The 14,361-nt window shown below is 35.3% G+C and carries 13 protein-coding genes, 1 pseudogene and 1 riboswitch; of the genes and pseudogenes, 1 reads left to right on the top strand and 13 read right to left on the bottom strand.

Translation table 11 applies throughout. The features are described 5' to 3' along the window. Positions 1–2: 2 nt before the first annotated feature. The 6 genes and pseudogenes from priA to RV14_RS01460 form a co-directional block, all read right to left on the bottom strand. Positions 3–2,411: a primosomal protein N' gene (gene priA / locus RV14_RS01485; protein ID WP_071854576.1), complete on the bottom strand. Its 2,409-nt coding sequence runs from the start codon at positions 2,409–2,411 to the stop codon at positions 3–5. 252 nt (positions 2,412–2,663) lie between these two features. Next, positions 2,664–2,969: a DNA-directed RNA polymerase subunit omega gene (gene rpoZ / locus RV14_RS01480; protein ID WP_071854575.1), complete on the bottom strand. Its 306-nt coding sequence runs from the start codon at positions 2,967–2,969 to the stop codon at positions 2,664–2,666. Positions 2,970–2,973: 4 nt separating this feature from the next. After that, entirely contained in the window at positions 2,974–3,588 is a 615-nt protein-coding gene (gene gmk, locus RV14_RS01475) for a guanylate kinase (protein ID WP_071854574.1), read from the bottom strand. 215 nt (positions 3,589–3,803) lie between these two features. Further along, on the bottom strand, positions 3,804–4,088 hold the full coding sequence (locus RV14_RS01470) for a hypothetical protein (RefSeq protein WP_071854573.1): 285 nt from the start codon (positions 4,086–4,088) through the stop codon (positions 3,804–3,806). Positions 4,089–4,548: 460 nt separating this feature from the next. Continuing rightward, positions 4,549–4,729 (bottom strand): annotated as a pseudogene (locus RV14_RS12960) (YicC/YloC family endoribonuclease); the annotation flags it as partial. A gap of 26 nt (positions 4,730–4,755) precedes the next feature. Beyond that, positions 4,756–4,974 (bottom strand): YdbC family protein, encoded by a 219-nt coding sequence (locus RV14_RS01460; protein ID WP_071854572.1) that lies wholly within the window; start codon positions 4,972–4,974, stop codon positions 4,756–4,758. A gap of 1,382 nt (positions 4,975–6,356) precedes the next feature. Between RV14_RS01460 and RV14_RS01455 the strand changes: the two genes are divergently transcribed. Then, entirely contained in the window at positions 6,357–7,133 is a 777-nt protein-coding gene (locus tag RV14_RS01455; protein ID WP_071854571.1) for a hypothetical protein, read from the top strand. 48 nt (positions 7,134–7,181) lie between these two features. On the opposite strand, the gene thiT is transcribed toward RV14_RS01455, so the two are convergent. The 7 genes from thiT to RV14_RS01420 all read right to left on the bottom strand — a co-directional run bounded on the left by thiT (position 7,182) and on the right by RV14_RS01420 (position 13,998). Beyond that, positions 7,182–7,742, bottom strand: a complete 561-nt coding sequence (gene thiT / locus RV14_RS01450) for an energy-coupled thiamine transporter ThiT (RefSeq protein WP_071854570.1) — start codon at positions 7,740–7,742, stop codon at positions 7,182–7,184. 87 nt (positions 7,743–7,829) lie between these two features. Further along, positions 7,830–7,931: riboswitch (TPP riboswitch) on the bottom strand. A gap of 17 nt (positions 7,932–7,948) precedes the next feature. Beyond that, positions 7,949–8,917 (bottom strand): ribose-phosphate diphosphokinase, encoded by a 969-nt coding sequence (locus RV14_RS01445; RefSeq protein ID WP_071854569.1) that lies wholly within the window; start codon positions 8,915–8,917, stop codon positions 7,949–7,951. Between the two features lie 92 nt (positions 8,918–9,009). Continuing rightward, on the bottom strand, positions 9,010–10,383 hold the full coding sequence (gene glmU / locus RV14_RS01440; protein ID WP_071854568.1) for a bifunctional UDP-N-acetylglucosamine diphosphorylase/glucosamine-1-phosphate N-acetyltransferase GlmU: 1,374 nt from the start codon (positions 10,381–10,383) through the stop codon (positions 9,010–9,012). 210 nt (positions 10,384–10,593) lie between these two features. Next, on the bottom strand, positions 10,594–11,409 hold the full coding sequence (gene purR, locus RV14_RS01435) for a pur operon repressor (RefSeq protein WP_071854567.1): 816 nt from the start codon (positions 11,407–11,409) through the stop codon (positions 10,594–10,596). Between the two features lie 161 nt (positions 11,410–11,570). After that, positions 11,571–12,395: a metal ABC transporter permease gene (locus RV14_RS01430; RefSeq protein ID WP_071854566.1), complete on the bottom strand. Its 825-nt coding sequence runs from the start codon at positions 12,393–12,395 to the stop codon at positions 11,571–11,573. Continuing rightward, positions 12,368–13,048 carry a metal ABC transporter ATP-binding protein gene (locus tag RV14_RS01425; RefSeq protein ID WP_071854565.1) on the bottom strand — a complete coding sequence of 227 codons (681 nt, stop codon included), beginning with the start codon at positions 13,046–13,048 and terminating at the stop codon, positions 12,368–12,370. Before RV14_RS01425 ends, RV14_RS01430 begins: the two co-directional genes overlap by 28 nt. 17 nt (positions 13,049–13,065) lie before the next feature. After that, a complete protein-coding gene (locus RV14_RS01420; RefSeq protein ID WP_071854564.1) occupies positions 13,066–13,998 on the bottom strand; it encodes a metal ABC transporter substrate-binding protein in 933 nt (310 codons plus the stop codon). Positions 13,999–14,361: the final 363 nt, after the last annotated feature.

Below are 14,361 nucleotides of genomic sequence, written 5' to 3'. Positions count from 1 at the left end.
TCTTAAATAAAGTGTAATGGTTCATTATCAATAGCAACAAATAGCCCTTGACGTTGATCTTTTTGACTTTGATCTAAAACATTTTTTAATAGTTTAGTTAAATGAGGTTCGTGTTTATATTTAATAATCAATTGATAATAATAACGATTCTTTACTCGATTCATTGGACTAGGTGTAGGACCTAGCATCAAACTTTGAGTTCCCATCGTATGCTTTAACTGATTAGCTATTTCATAAATTTTCTTTGCTGCCACTTGTTCGTCCTGATGGCTTGCAGTGATTTTTACAGTAAAATAATACGGCGGATAGCCGCTGCGTCGGCGAACTGACATTTCTTGTTGATAAAACCGTTCATAATTTTGTTCTTTTGCGAGCTCGATCGCATAGTGTTGAGGATTAAATGTTTGGATGAATACTTCCCCTGCTTTTTCTGCTCGACCTGCACGACCGGAAACTTGCGTAAGCAATTGAAACGTGCGTTCACTCGAACGAAAATCCGGAAGGTTAAGAGAAGTATCTGCATTAAGGACTCCTACCAACGTAACATCTGGAAAATCTAATCCTTTGGCAATCATTTGCGTTCCTAGTAAGATATCTGCATTTTTTTGCCCAAATTGTTGTAAAATACGCTCATGAGCGCCTTTCTTTCTCGTCGTGTCAACATCCATGCGTAAAATTCGCGCTTTTGGAAAGTGTGATTTTAATTCTTCTTCTACTTTTTGTGTGCCTGTCCCGTAGTAACGGATTTTATTGCTTCCACAATTTGAACAACGATAGGGAATCTCTTCTTCGTGACCGCAATAATGACAACGCATTGAATGTGTATCCATGTGCAAGGTCAAAGAAATATCACAATTTGGACAGGGCAAAACAAACCCGCAATCTCGACACATTACAAAGGAAGAATACCCTCGTCGATTAAGCAATAAGACTGTTTGCTCTTGTTTTTTTAAACGATCGTGTATTTTTTCTCGTAACTGCTTTGAGAAAGTAGAGGTGTTATGTTGCTGTAGTTCCTGACGCATGTCGATAATCTCAATCGCAGGAAGTTGAGCAGAAGCATTTGCCCGTTGATTCAGATGCAACAATTTGTATCTTCCTTTTTGCGCTCGTGCTCGTGATTCAAGCGATGGCGTAGCACTTCCTAATACGACAGGGCAGTGATGATAATTTCCTCGCCAAATGGCTAAATCTCTTGCATGATAACGCGGTGTTTCCTCTTGTTTATAACTTGATTCGTGTTCTTCATCAACGATAATTAAACCTATATTATCTAAAGGAGCAAAAATAGCTGAACGAGCACCAACTACGACTTGAGCCTCGTTTCTTTCAATTTTTCGCCACTCATCGTATTTTTCTCCTTGAGAAAGTCCACTATGCAAAACAGCCACGGCTTCTCCGAAACGACCTTTAAAACGTTCAACCATCTGTGGCGTTAAAGCAATTTCTGGAACTAGCATGATCGCCGTTTTATTTTGACTTAAAATTTCAGAAATTGCTTGAAGATAAACTTCTGTTTTTCCGCTTCCTGTAATTCCTTCTAATAAAAAAGTTTGACTTTTATTTTGTTGAACGGCTTCAATAATGCAATCCACTGCGTATTGCTGTTGTTCATTTAATTTAAACGCTTTTGTTTGTTCAAACGTCCGATTTTTGTAAGGATCACGGTAGCTTTCTATTTCTTCAAAAGATAACCAGCCTTTTTTTCTTCCTTGTTTCAAAGTAGCTGTACTAATTCCTTTTTCTTTATAATAAGCAACCGCCTCAGGCTTTTTTTGTTCCGATAAACAAAGAAGTAATTCCTTTTGCTTCTTCGCATTTTTTCTTAATTTCCCCCACTCTTCTTCAATTTGTACTTTATTCAGATTTGGGTGAATGAATCGCATCGTTTTAACTTTATTTTTCGTGCGTACTTCATAATGAATATCGACTAGTTTCTCCTGCCGCCAGCGGATCAGCTGGGATAAGATACCTTCTTTTTGTGCTTCTTTCCAAGAAATTTTTTTTCGTCCATTAAAAAGAGCTTTTATTTCTTTGGTATCAGATAATGGATAAATTCGTTTGTCATATGCCGCTTTCATCACACTTGGAAGCATCGTTTGCAAACAAGTGATCTTAAATGCATATGTAATTGTTTTCATGTAATCAGCCAAACACAGTAACTCCTGATTAACGACAGGTGCTAAGTCCAATAGTTGGATAATCGATTTTAATTCTTGTAAAGGAATGGTCTTTTTCTCTTGTAAATTGACGACAAACCCTTGAACATGCCGATTGCCATTTCCAAAAGGAACTTCTGCTCGCATCCCAATTTGTATGACTGTTTCCATTTCAGAAGGAACCAAATATGTGAAAGGTTGATCCGTTTGCATAGTCGGTACATCTACAATAATATCAGCAAGTACTGTCATGGTTTCCCTCCTCCTTTATTCATCCTAAATAAATAAATAAAATGGTCTTTGCTTATTTTACTAGAGATTTCTTCGTTTGTCCTATTTTCTGATAAATCCTAACAAAAAATTAACTGCGCATAAAAAAGCATCTGAAAATAATTTTTCAGTTGACCTCTAAAAAATGAATGGACAGAAAAAGAAGCCGAAATTTCACAAAAATTTGAGAATACAAATTTCGGAAATTCCGACCTATCTAATAAATCTATCGCACTATTGATTTTGTTCTTCACGAATTCGCAATTCTAATTCTTGTTGTTCGCGGTCTCTTTTGGCTTTACGCTCTTCATCTTCCATTCTTAAGCGTTCACGTTTTAATTCAGGATGTGGATCATTTACCACATTTCCAGCTTCAATTTCTTCTAACGCCTGTCCTACACTTTTTACTGATTCAAATGAATCCAACGTCGGTTGAGCTTTAGCATCTAACTCGTGTGCGCGTTTACTTGCCAAAATAACGAGAGAATATTTTGAATTTACTCGATCTAATAATGAGTCAATTGAAGGTTTTAACATCATGAGGTTACATCTCCTTTAACATTTTTATATATTTACCAATAACACGATCCACACGAAAGTGCTCGCTGGCAATAATGTTTTTAATTCGATTTACTGCTAGTGGCACTTCGTCATTTACTACGGCATAGTCGTAAAGAGCCATCATTTCAATTTCTTCTTTTGCAACTTTCATTCGTTCTTCGATCACCTCATCCGCATCTGTTCCGCGACCGATGATTCGCGATTTTAATTCCGCTAAATCAGGAGGCGTTAAGAAAATAAATACGCCGTCTGGTACCTTTTCTTTGACTTGCTGAGCGCCTTGAACTTCGATTTCTAAAAATACATCTTTTCCTTCATCTAATGTTTTATTGACATATGACAAAGGCGTCCCATAATAATTTCCTACATATTCTGCATATTCCAACATTTCTCCTGCTTCGATCATTGCTTCAAACTCTTCTTTACTTCTAAAGTAATAATCGACTCCTTCAACTTCTCCTTCACGCATTTTACGCGTAGTCATTGAAACTGAATATTGAAAATCATTATCTTCACTCTCAAAAATTGCTTTTCGTACCGTGCCTTTTCCTACACCGGATGGTCCAGACAACACGATTAATAATCCACGCTCTGACATGACGACGTCCTTTCAACTAGTCTTTTTATACTAATGTTTATTTTGCACTTTTTTTCGCTAACTTTCAAGGATATCTTTTAGTATAACAAAAAAAAGACTCTCTCGCTTGAGAATCTTTTTTTCATTCTGATTTACAGTATTTATTCAAAAAAATACTAAAAATAAGTTTATCCTGCTTTTTCATACATTTAGCAACATACTTTTTCTTAAAAATTCTAAAATCCCATATTTGATAAGGTATTTACGACACCCATGATTTCATCCTTTCTAGATAGTACTTTTTCAGTAGGATCTACTACTTCTTCCACATCAATTCTTACAATAAATTGTCGATTCATTGTAATATAAGTACCGTCATTTACTAAAATCTGTATTTCCGTATCTGTCAATTTTATACAAGCATCTTGCCACGCTTCAAATCCTTCTTTTTCAGACGGAATGTTTCTTTTAATCACTGTTTTCCCACTTAGTTCGTGAAACGTAACGTCATAATAGTTCATTATCTTTTCTCCTTACTATACTATTCAATATTTTGGATTTATTCACAAATTTTTTCTAAAATCGTTTTCGCTTAGATGACTTGCTTTTAGATCTCAATTACATTTGATTTAGAACTAATTGTATAATTATCGATTCATTTCTTGAATCAAAAAATCAAGTTCTCTTCCAATGGGCAGTTGTACTAGGATTAATTCATCAAGTTTTTAAATGTGAATCACTAAACGGTCGAATTCTTCGTGAATGTCTCCTTACTCTAATAATACAGCTAATTTTGTCAAAAGTCTTTATCGATCAACTGTTGCACTAAGAAAATCTTCTAATTTCTTTTGGTACTCTTATTCATACAGACCATCAAATTATTGTAAATCAGTTAACCCTTGCTTTAATTCATTATTATTTTTTCGGATAACAGCAGCTACCACTCTTCCTTCTTTTTGACGGCTGTTTTTTTTCTAGATGTGCAAGATTAACACAAACCTCTGCACGACCACGTTTTAAATATTGTTTGATTAACTGTCGAATCTCATTTTCAAGAAAATTCAAGCATCTGTATGTCTAGAAAACGCTGATTGGCACTTTTGATTTCAATTTCCAATTGATAGTCTTCTGTTACACGGGTGGCTTTGCTAAAATCGGTCATGCTTTTCTTCAACAGGGTCCTTTCTGTTACATATTTTCGATTGCTTTTTGTAACGCTTCAAACTCTTCGTTAGTTAAAGTTAACCCCTTACCCATTTTTTCGTGGTCAGGTGCCCAATCTCGAAGATCAAATTTAGGTGGTCGACCATTCCAACTAACTAAATTCAATTCCTTTTGCCACCCTTTATTGTTCTTTGATAAAACAGCAATTTCTTCTACAATTTCATATGAAAATTCTTGCGCCATAATTATTCCTCCTTCAAATAATATAAATATAAGTTTAATAACGTATCAAATGGCTGAGTTTAAAGCTTATATTGTAATTTATTTGTTTGATTAATGTGAATAGTTTTATGAAATTTTCTTGATATTTTCTTTGCTTTTTACGATACTTTTGAACATTCTGCTATTTTTTACTATTTAATTGCCCAATTCCTAATATTTCTTTTCTAGTCATACCAATCGTTTCTTTCTTACATATTTGTGCCATCATTTCATGTACTAATAAATTTTATTCGGTAAAACCAAGCTTTTTTTGCTAATAATTCCAGCATCGCCACCCCCCATGTTTCAATCACAACCCTGTCTTTATATATTACGCAAGTATCGCCAAAATTCCGGATCGTGTATAAAAATCAATTTTAAACCAAAGTCATTTATTAGATATTTTAAGAAATTATACCAACAGCTTGTCGCAGGCTTTGTAGAATGAAACGCTTCCTAAGGTCTTCTGATAGTGTTACTTCTGGAAGCTGCAACACTCAGTGAGTTGATAGTGCTTGCCACAAAAAGAGGCTTGGACCAAATTTTCTTGTACAACTAAAGCACCAATGGAGATACCAGTAATCACGTCAAAACAAATCTTTTTTTCTTTTAAAGCTTTCTAAACATCAATTTGATAAGCGCCATGTCCCCTTCCTCCTAATATTAAGTCAAAATAATACGTCAGTTTTTTTGCCAGATGAATTGATTTAGCGTATAACCATTACCATTATGAGACAAAATAGATTGCCATTGAGTAGCTAGCAACTGTTGAAATTGAAAGAGTAATAGAATTAAAAAATGCGCACACCATGCTAATTCCCTAAATATCAAAGAAGACTAATTCAAAATCTCGCCATCAATTAGCAGATTTTTTACGAGCAAGCGTTTCCTCTTATTGTTCGGCAACAAAATAAATCGTTCGTTTTTCTCCAATTACTTGCCACGCTTACTTTTTCTTCACTGACTACCAAAAAACTTCTCGATCTACTTGATGCATCGAATAAAAGGGCAAAAACTATTTTGAACGTGAAGTGCAACATAAAGCATATTTTTTCTGAGCCGTATATCTGTTGAATATGCATAGCCTTCTCCCTTTGTATTATAACAATCAATCATCTAAAAGTAACAGAAACAACATTTTTATTTAAAGTATACTATTTTTTTCTCTATGCCTAAAATGAATAAATGATTTCATGCAATCAACGTTATTAACGAAAACATTTATCTTGCACACAGACAATGAAAATTTACATGTTTTTCAGTGAAAACGTGATTTTGTAATGGAATTTTAAAATAAAAGAAACAAGCTTTTTTTTAATAAATGTTGTAAAATGAAAGGGAGAAAATGTAAGAGGGGGAACATGATGACTGAGTCAGTTTATGTACATATTGATAATACAAGTAATGCCGTTGTGACTAAAGGACTGACTATCAATGATTTTTCAAACAGCATCGTGCATTTTCCACAAAATTTATTGTTATTGGATCCTTCAGCAAATGTAGGCGAGTATGAATCGCACACAGGTTTAAAAGTCATTCGTGGAACAGAAAATATCCAGCAATTTTTTTCTTCTGCACGCAATAAAAATAATTTTGGTGATTTAAAATGGATTGATTTTAATAATTTAACAATGTTAAAAGAATTAACACCTTTGGAAATTTCAGAGCTGTTATATTTTGGACACATGAAAACCCACCTCCATTCGCCATTTTTTTATAAATTACAAAACAACTTTGTTTATTTTGATCTTAATGATCAACTTGAGCGTATTTATTATCGTTACTTAGACGAATTTTATCGTATTTTTGCCAATAAATTAAAAATTATCTTATCAAAAAAAATTAACGAGAAAAAAGCCTTTTTCAAACGGAGTACGCCTGTTGAAAAAATCAGTATTGAATTATTGAAAAATATGCGTAACTTGATGCAAGAAGGAATCATTTTTTCATTTGAACAAGGCGGCTTGATAGATGAAGATTACCATATTCCTATTTACGTCATTGAAGACTATATTTGGAAATTAAAGGGAACAAGGTATCGTGAAGAAGAAGCAATCGGCACATTAGTTTATCACTCAAACGATAAACATTGGGAACTGCTAGGCAAAGCAGCAGATCTCAATTATCATCCTTTAGGATAAAAACAAAAGAACAAAGGAAGCTAAAAATTTCCTTTTGTTCTTTTGCTTTTATTTCGTTCCTATAAATAACAATGGCATAGTTCGTTTTATACCAAGTAAAACCACTAAAGTAACCACTCCTGTAGCAAGCCCACTAGCGCCATTCATTACTAAAGAAAACAGCCACGGGTTCATCCCCCATAACGCATAACTTCCCCAAAAAGCAACACCCGCTACAAAATGCCAAAAATATCTTGCGCCAGCACCAACAAATGTTCCCAAAACAATGTTAATCGTTATCCCTTTCCTATTTTCATTCTTTATACTTTTTTGCAATCTGTTAGAAAATAGACCGGCAAACCCCGCAAATGTAAAAGCAATAGGATACTCAATTAACACTTGAACAACACTAAGATAATAAACTTGCCCTACAGGAAAATGTAAAATCCCCCAAATAAATCCTGAAAATATTCCAGCCTTCCAACCTCTTCTAAGAGCAAACAACGTTAGCGGAATCTGACCAAGAGAAATTTCAAAGCTGCTACCTATCTGAAGAGGAATGAGTGACAAAACCAATGATAACGCCGCCACAATTGTTCCTTCAACCCATACTTTATATTTCTTTGACATAAAAAACTTCCTCCTTTAATTTTAAAATCACAAAGGAGGAAGTAAATTTCACCATTTACCTCTACAATAGATGCTAACTAATTAGCAAAAATTAAACAACACAATTCCTACGCTCGCATAACCGATACAGGTACGAAGGGTTTAGAAAAAATTTCAATCTCAGCCTATTTGGCTCCCCTTTGTGATCATATTTATTTTTTATATTCTTATTTTTTTGTTTCAAATAATGGACTCACTGGTTTATTTTCATGGATTCGCTTGATCGCATCCCCCATCAAACCGCCAACACTCACTTCATCAATTTTTTCAATTTTTCGCTCGTCTGGAAGGTAGATAGAATCTGTCACTACCAAACGTTCAATTGCAGAATCTTCAATTCGCTGCAAAGCAGGACCGGATAATACTGGATGCGTACATGAAGCATAGACACTCACTGCTCCTTTTTCCTTCAAAGCATTTGCAGCTAAAGTAATCGTTCCCGCTGTATCAATCATATCATCAATTAAAACACATGTTTTGCCTTCTACTTGCCCGATAATATTCATGACTTCTGCTACATTAGCTTTTGGACGCCGCTTGTCAATAATTGCAATAGGTGCTTTTAAAAATTCAGCTAATTTACGCGCACGCGTCACCCCTCCATGATCAGGTGAAACAACGACCACATCATCTCCTTTAATTCCTTTTTCTAAGAAATAATTGGCGATTAGCGGTGCCCCCATCAAGTGATCAACAGGAATGTCAAAAAATCCTTGAATTTGGACCGCATGTAAATCAAGCGTCAACATTCTTGTTGCTCCTGCTTTTTGTATCATATTCGCCACTAGCTTTGCAGTAATTGGTTCTCTTGCACGTGCTTTTCGATCTTGACGTGCATAGCCATAGTAAGGCATAACCACATTGATTGTTTTTGCACTTGCGCGTTTTAAGGCATCAATCATGATTAACAATTCCATTAAATTATCATTCACAGGACTACTCGTTGACTGAATAACATACACATGTGAACCACGAATACTTTCTTCAATATTCACTTGGATTTCTCCATCACTAAATTGAGTAACTGATGACTTACCCAACTCGACACCGACAGATGCAGCAATTTTTTCTGCCAACGGACGATTGGAATTTAACGCAAAAATTTTTAATCTTGGGTCAAAGTAATGTTTTGACATGGGGACCTCCACTTTCTTTTTCACAACTCTAGAATTCTAACAATTAATACTAGTCATATTTTCTAAATAAATCAAGTTTTTTTACAAAACTCTTAGTTTAAATAAGGGAGTTTTTTAGCGTATTCTTCTTTGGTCACTTGTCTTGCACGGGCGATTGCCATAGCATACTCAGGAATATCTTCAGTGATCGTTGAACCAGCAGCAATAGACGTATTTTTAGCAATTTTCACTGGCGCAATGAGATTGGCATTTGATCCAATAAAACTATGATCCCCAACGGTCGTACGATGTTTGTTTTTCCCATCATAATTTACAAACACAACTCCGCAGCCTACATTAATTTCTTCTCCTAAAGAAGCATCACCCACATAAGTCAAATGTCCGACCTTTGTATTCTTACCGATATCAGCATTTTTCACTTCCACGAAATTCCCAACATGAACCCCTTCACCGATTTCAGCTTTCGGACGTAAATGTGCAAATGGTCCCACATCAGCATAGCTTTTTATATAACTGTTTTTTATGACAGAGTTTTCAATGACTACATGATCTTCAACCACACTATCAACAATGCGTGAATGAGCACCGATCACACAATCAGAACCAATCACTGTACTTCCTTGAAGCTGCACACCTGCTTCAATCACTGTATCAGAACCAATCATTACACCCTCATCAATATAAGTCGTCGCAGGATCAACGAAACTTACGCCATTAATCATATGTCTTTTATTGATGCGATGGCGCATCACCTCATTAGCTTTGGCTAATGCAATTCGGTCATTCACCCCCATTGATTCATCAAAATCTTCTGTTTGATAGGCCGCCACAGTGTTTCCTGTCTCTTTAAGAATTTCAATGATGTCCGTTAAGTAATATTCCCCCTGTGCGTTATCTGTTCCCACTTTTTCTAAAGCTTCAAAAAGTGCTTGATTATCAAAACAGTAAGTTCCCGTATTGATTTCTTGAACTAAAGCTTCTTCTGGTGTCGCATCTTTTTGCTCAACGATTTTTTCAACAATTCCGACATGATCGCGAATAATACGACCGTAACCAGTTGGGTCTTCAGCTTGCGCTGTTAAAATAGTTGCACTGGCATTCTTTCCTTGATGGTATTCAAAAAGATTATTTAATGTTTCAGTTGTTAGTAACGGTGTATCACCACTAATAACAAGAGTGGTTCCTTTTTTTTCTTTTAAAAAAGGAACAGCTTGCAAAACTGCATGACCAGTTCCTAATTGCTCTGCTTGTAAAGCATATTCACTACGGTCTCCTAACTGGGCTTTTACTTGTTCTGCACCATGTCCCACAATCGTAATAATCCGATCCGGTTTTGTCTCACTTACTCGATTGATAATATGTTCAACCATGGGTTTTCCTGAGACTTGGTGCAAAACTTTATATAGTTTTGACTTCATGCGAGTTCCTTTTCCCGCTGCTAAAATAATTGCATAACGTCCGTCCAACTGCGTCACTCCTAATTGTATTGTTGTGTTTAAGTTTAGCCCACTCTCCTTATTTTTTCAACCAAGTTAGCCATTTTTCAAACTAAACCATTTACTACTATGAGTATTTAAAAACGTTTATTAAATAGAAAAAAGGAAACAAGTAGACTGCTCTACCTCTTTCCTTTTTCGTCATTTATCTAGAAGTTCAAATTGTTACCTAATGATAACTTAACTAAAATAATTTCCCGGTACAACTGTAATATTTTTTGTCTTTGTATCAACATCTTTAACGTAAAGCAAGGAGGTATAATCATCAATTGCTCGACGACCATTAAATTTTGATTCAGCAAAAACAGTAATTCCCACAAGCTCTGATTCAAATTCTTCAATCATACTCTTCATTCCATTCACTGTGCCGCCACCCTTCATAAAATCATCAACGACTAAAACACGTGAACCACGTTTAAGACTTCTCTTGGATAACTCCATTTTTTCAATACGTTCAGATGAACCAGAAACGTAATTGACGCTAACCGTCGAACCTTCCGTAATTTTTGAATCACGCCGTACAATGACAAATGGTGCATTTAAGTAATAAGATACAGCTTGAGCAATAGGTACTCCCTTAGTCGCAACAGTCATAACTGCATCAATGTTTTCACCTAAATACTTAGAAGCAATGATTTTTCCAACTTGTCTTAACAACTCCGGTTCGCCTAATAAATCAGATAAATAAACGTATCCTCCAGGCAACAAACGATCTTGTTCCGATAATCGTTTAGCAAGTGACTCAATATATTTTTTTGCGTCTTCATATGAAATTTCCGGTATAAACAATACCCCTCCAGCAGCACCCGGTATTGTCTCTAATGTTCCGTAGCCTCTTTCTTTAAATGTTTTTTTGATAATTGCTAAATCTTCACTGATGGAAGACTTGGCAGATTTGTAACGCTCGGCAAAACTTGTTAGAGAAATTAATTCATGAGGGTGCTCTAATAAATACTGAGTCATATCAACAAGACGTTCACTGCGACGTACTTTCACATATTCCAGCTCCTTTTAAGAAATTATATCGTTTTACATTATATAAGTTTTTGTTTAAAAATTCGAGCATTTTATAAAAAAACAAGCAAATAGTTCGGTATCTATTTTAAAAAAATGACAATAGAAAATTTTTCGGCTCATTGTTTGTTTTTTTTATTCATTTATCTTTTTTTTCTTTTAAACGATACGACTATTTTCTTAATTAGATTAACCAAAAGAAACAAAGCGATAAAGACTAAAGTAATCGTTGCTCCTGGTGGGGTATCTACATAAAAAGAGCTTGTTAAACCTGATAGCATACCAACAAACCCCACAAAAATGCTAATAGCAATTACTGCATTAAAACTTTTACCTAAACGCATTCCAATAGCCGCAGGAAGAACCATAATTGCCGAGATTAGCAGTGCACCTGCAATTGGAATCATCACGGCAATTGCCACTCCAGTGATAACATTAAACAACATTGACATACGGTGTACTGGAAGACCATCTACATGAGCAGTATCTTCATCAAAAGTTAAAATGTACATTGGTCGCTTAAACAAAAAGAACAAAACTCCAATAACCACGAATAAAATCCCTAAAAAAATTACCTGATCCCAAGCAATCGTTACAATAGATCCAAAAAGATACGACTGAATGCTCGTAGCAGAATTTCCTCCACTCAAATTCATTAGCACTAAAGCGAGTGCAAGTCCTCCTGCCATTAAGATAGCAATGGAAATTTCTGAGTAAGAACGATAGATCGTACGTAAATATTCTAAAACCACAGCGGCCAACACAACAACAAGCATTGTAGTCATTGTCGGATTGATATTCAAAAAGAAACCTAAAGCCACTCCAGCTAGAGAAACATGTGAAAGGGTATCTGCCATCAAAGACTGTCTACGGATCACCAAAAATACACCTAACATGGGTGCAATTCCTGCAATAAAAACCGCAGCTAAAAAAGCCCTTCTCATGAATTCATATGAAAGCAGCGCCACGGCGAATCCTCCTTCCTCACCAAACGAATTTGTCGATCTACATATTGTTTGATATCTTCATGGTCATGGGTAATCATTAAAATGGCTTTTCCATGTTCATGAGCACTATGCCGAAGTAAACAATAAAATTCATTGCGAGATTCTTCATCCATTCCTGTTGTCGGCTCATCTAAGATAAATAAGTCAGGGTCTGTCGCAAAAATACGTGCTAGGCTAATCCGCTGTTTCTGTCCGCCAGATAATTCACCAATTCGTCGATGACGCATCTCCCACATTCCTACTGAGTCTAACGCACGCTTCACATGTTGGTGATCTTTTTCTGAAAGACGCCTAAACCAGCGACCTCTTGGGTAGCGACCCGAACGTACTAACTCTAAGACGGTACTAGGAAAACCTGCATTAAAAGAAGCAACTTGTTGTGGGATATAGCCAATACTCAGTTTTTGTCCTTCTTGATTTTTTTTCGCAATTTTTATGGTGCCTTTTAAAGGTTTTAACAATCCTAAAGAGGCTTTGATCAATGTAGATTTTGCTGCACCATTTTCTCCCGTTAGAATAACAAATTCTCCTGAATCTACGTGATAAGATACGTCTTCTAATACGGGTTCTTCGTCATAATAAAAAGTCAAATCAGATATTTCGATATATCGCACGCAACATACCTCCGTTTTTAATTAATACTTTCTTTCAGTTCATTCAAATTCTTTTCCATTACTGAAATATAATTTTCTCCAGCTTGAATTTGTTGATCGGACAAACTTTCTAATGGATTTAATACGGCTAACTTTACACCTGTTTCTTTAGATAACGTTTCAGCAACTTTAGAAGAAGCATTTTCTTCAAAATAGATTACTTTAATGTTATTTTTATTAATAAAATCTTTTAATTCTGCTAAACGGCTCGGCGTTGGTTCTTGTTCAGGTGAAATACCTGCAATTGCTTGTTGATTTAGATTATACTGATGAGCTAAGTAAGCAAACGCCGTATGCTGCGTAACAAATGTACGATTTTTGGCATTCTCTAGTTCATCTGTGTATTTTTGATTTAACCGTTCTAATTTTTTGATATATGCTTCTGCATTTTTATCAAAATTTTCTTTCTGATCTGGGTATTTTTCTCCAAGTCCTGCAGCAATTGTCTTGACTTCTTTGATCGCTAGAACCGGATCTAACCAAACATGCGGATCATATTCATGAGAATGTTCAGCCGACGATTTAGTATAACTATGGTTCTTTTCGTCTGATTCTAAACGCTTAATTCCTTTAGCCGCTTCAATCATCATTGTTTTCTTCGTATCAATCGAATCTTTGAGTGAATTTACGAAAAATTCCATATCCGGGCTGTTATAAACAAAAACATCAGCATCTGCAATTTCTGCTTGTTCTTTTGCACTTGGTTCAAAATCATGTGGTTCAACCCCAGCAGGTATTAATAACTTCACGCTACCTTCATTTCCTACCACCTCTTTGGTAAACTCATACATTGGATAAAAAGTAGCAACCACCTTTATTTCTTTTTTTGAAGTTTCCGGCGAAGTACTTCCACAAGCAGTAAATAGAAACATTCCCATAGTCAATACAACTCCAAAAAGATATTTCTTCATATTATTCTCCTTTCATTTAAATCGTAAAATTACGATTTATCAACGAACCTTAATGTATCAAAATAAAAAAAGTGCGTCAACAAAAACCCTTCAATTTCTGATTTACATAAATAAATCCGATATAAAACGAAAAACAACTGATGACTTATTCATATAACCCTTCTATTTTTCTAATTAAAATATACGAAGATTAAAGGGTCAATTCATTGACAGATGAATTGACCCTCTATTACTCGATAAAGTGTATAGTTGTATGTGAAAGAAAGACCATCCATGCTCTCTTGGACTTCGAGTCCCAAATAAAAAAGATCTCCTTCACTGTCATTTTAAAATCTGGTTAAGTATGTTGGGGCTTCGAGACCG

It is taken from the genome of Enterococcus ratti (genome assembly GCF_001886195.1).
Taxonomy (GTDB): domain Bacteria; phylum Bacillota; class Bacilli; order Lactobacillales; family Enterococcaceae; genus Enterococcus_B; species Enterococcus_B ratti.
This window is presented reverse-complemented; position numbering and strand designations above follow the sequence as displayed.

What these genes read in the sequence shown, in the direction of transcription:
- RV14_RS01455 (WP_071854571.1), top strand. Translation starts at nt 6,357, where the DNA reads ATGACTGAGTCAGTTTATGTACATATTGATAATACAAGTAATGCCGTT.
- rpoZ (WP_071854575.1), bottom strand. Translation starts at nt 2,969, where the DNA reads ATGATGTTAAAACCTTCAATTGACTCATTATTAGATCGAGTAAATTCA.
- RV14_RS01470 (WP_071854573.1), bottom strand. Translation starts at nt 4,088, where the DNA reads ATGAACTATTATGACGTTACGTTTCACGAACTAAGTGGGAAAACAGTG.
- gmk (WP_071854574.1), bottom strand. Translation starts at nt 3,588, where the DNA reads ATGTCAGAGCGTGGATTATTAATCGTGTTGTCTGGACCATCCGGTGTA.
- RV14_RS01420 (WP_071854564.1), bottom strand. Translation starts at nt 13,998, where the DNA reads ATGAAGAAATATCTTTTTGGAGTTGTATTGACTATGGGAATGTTTCTA.
- RV14_RS01460 (WP_071854572.1), bottom strand. Translation starts at nt 4,974, where the DNA reads ATGGCGCAAGAATTTTCATATGAAATTGTAGAAGAAATTGCTGTTTTA.
- RV14_RS01445 (WP_071854569.1), bottom strand. Translation starts at nt 8,917, where the DNA reads ATGTCAAAACATTACTTTGACCCAAGATTAAAAATTTTTGCGTTAAAT.
- thiT (WP_071854570.1), bottom strand. Translation starts at nt 7,742, where the DNA reads ATGTCAAAGAAATATAAAGTATGGGTTGAAGGAACAATTGTGGCGGCG.
- priA (WP_071854576.1), bottom strand. Translation starts at nt 2,411, where the DNA reads ATGACAGTACTTGCTGATATTATTGTAGATGTACCGACTATGCAAACG.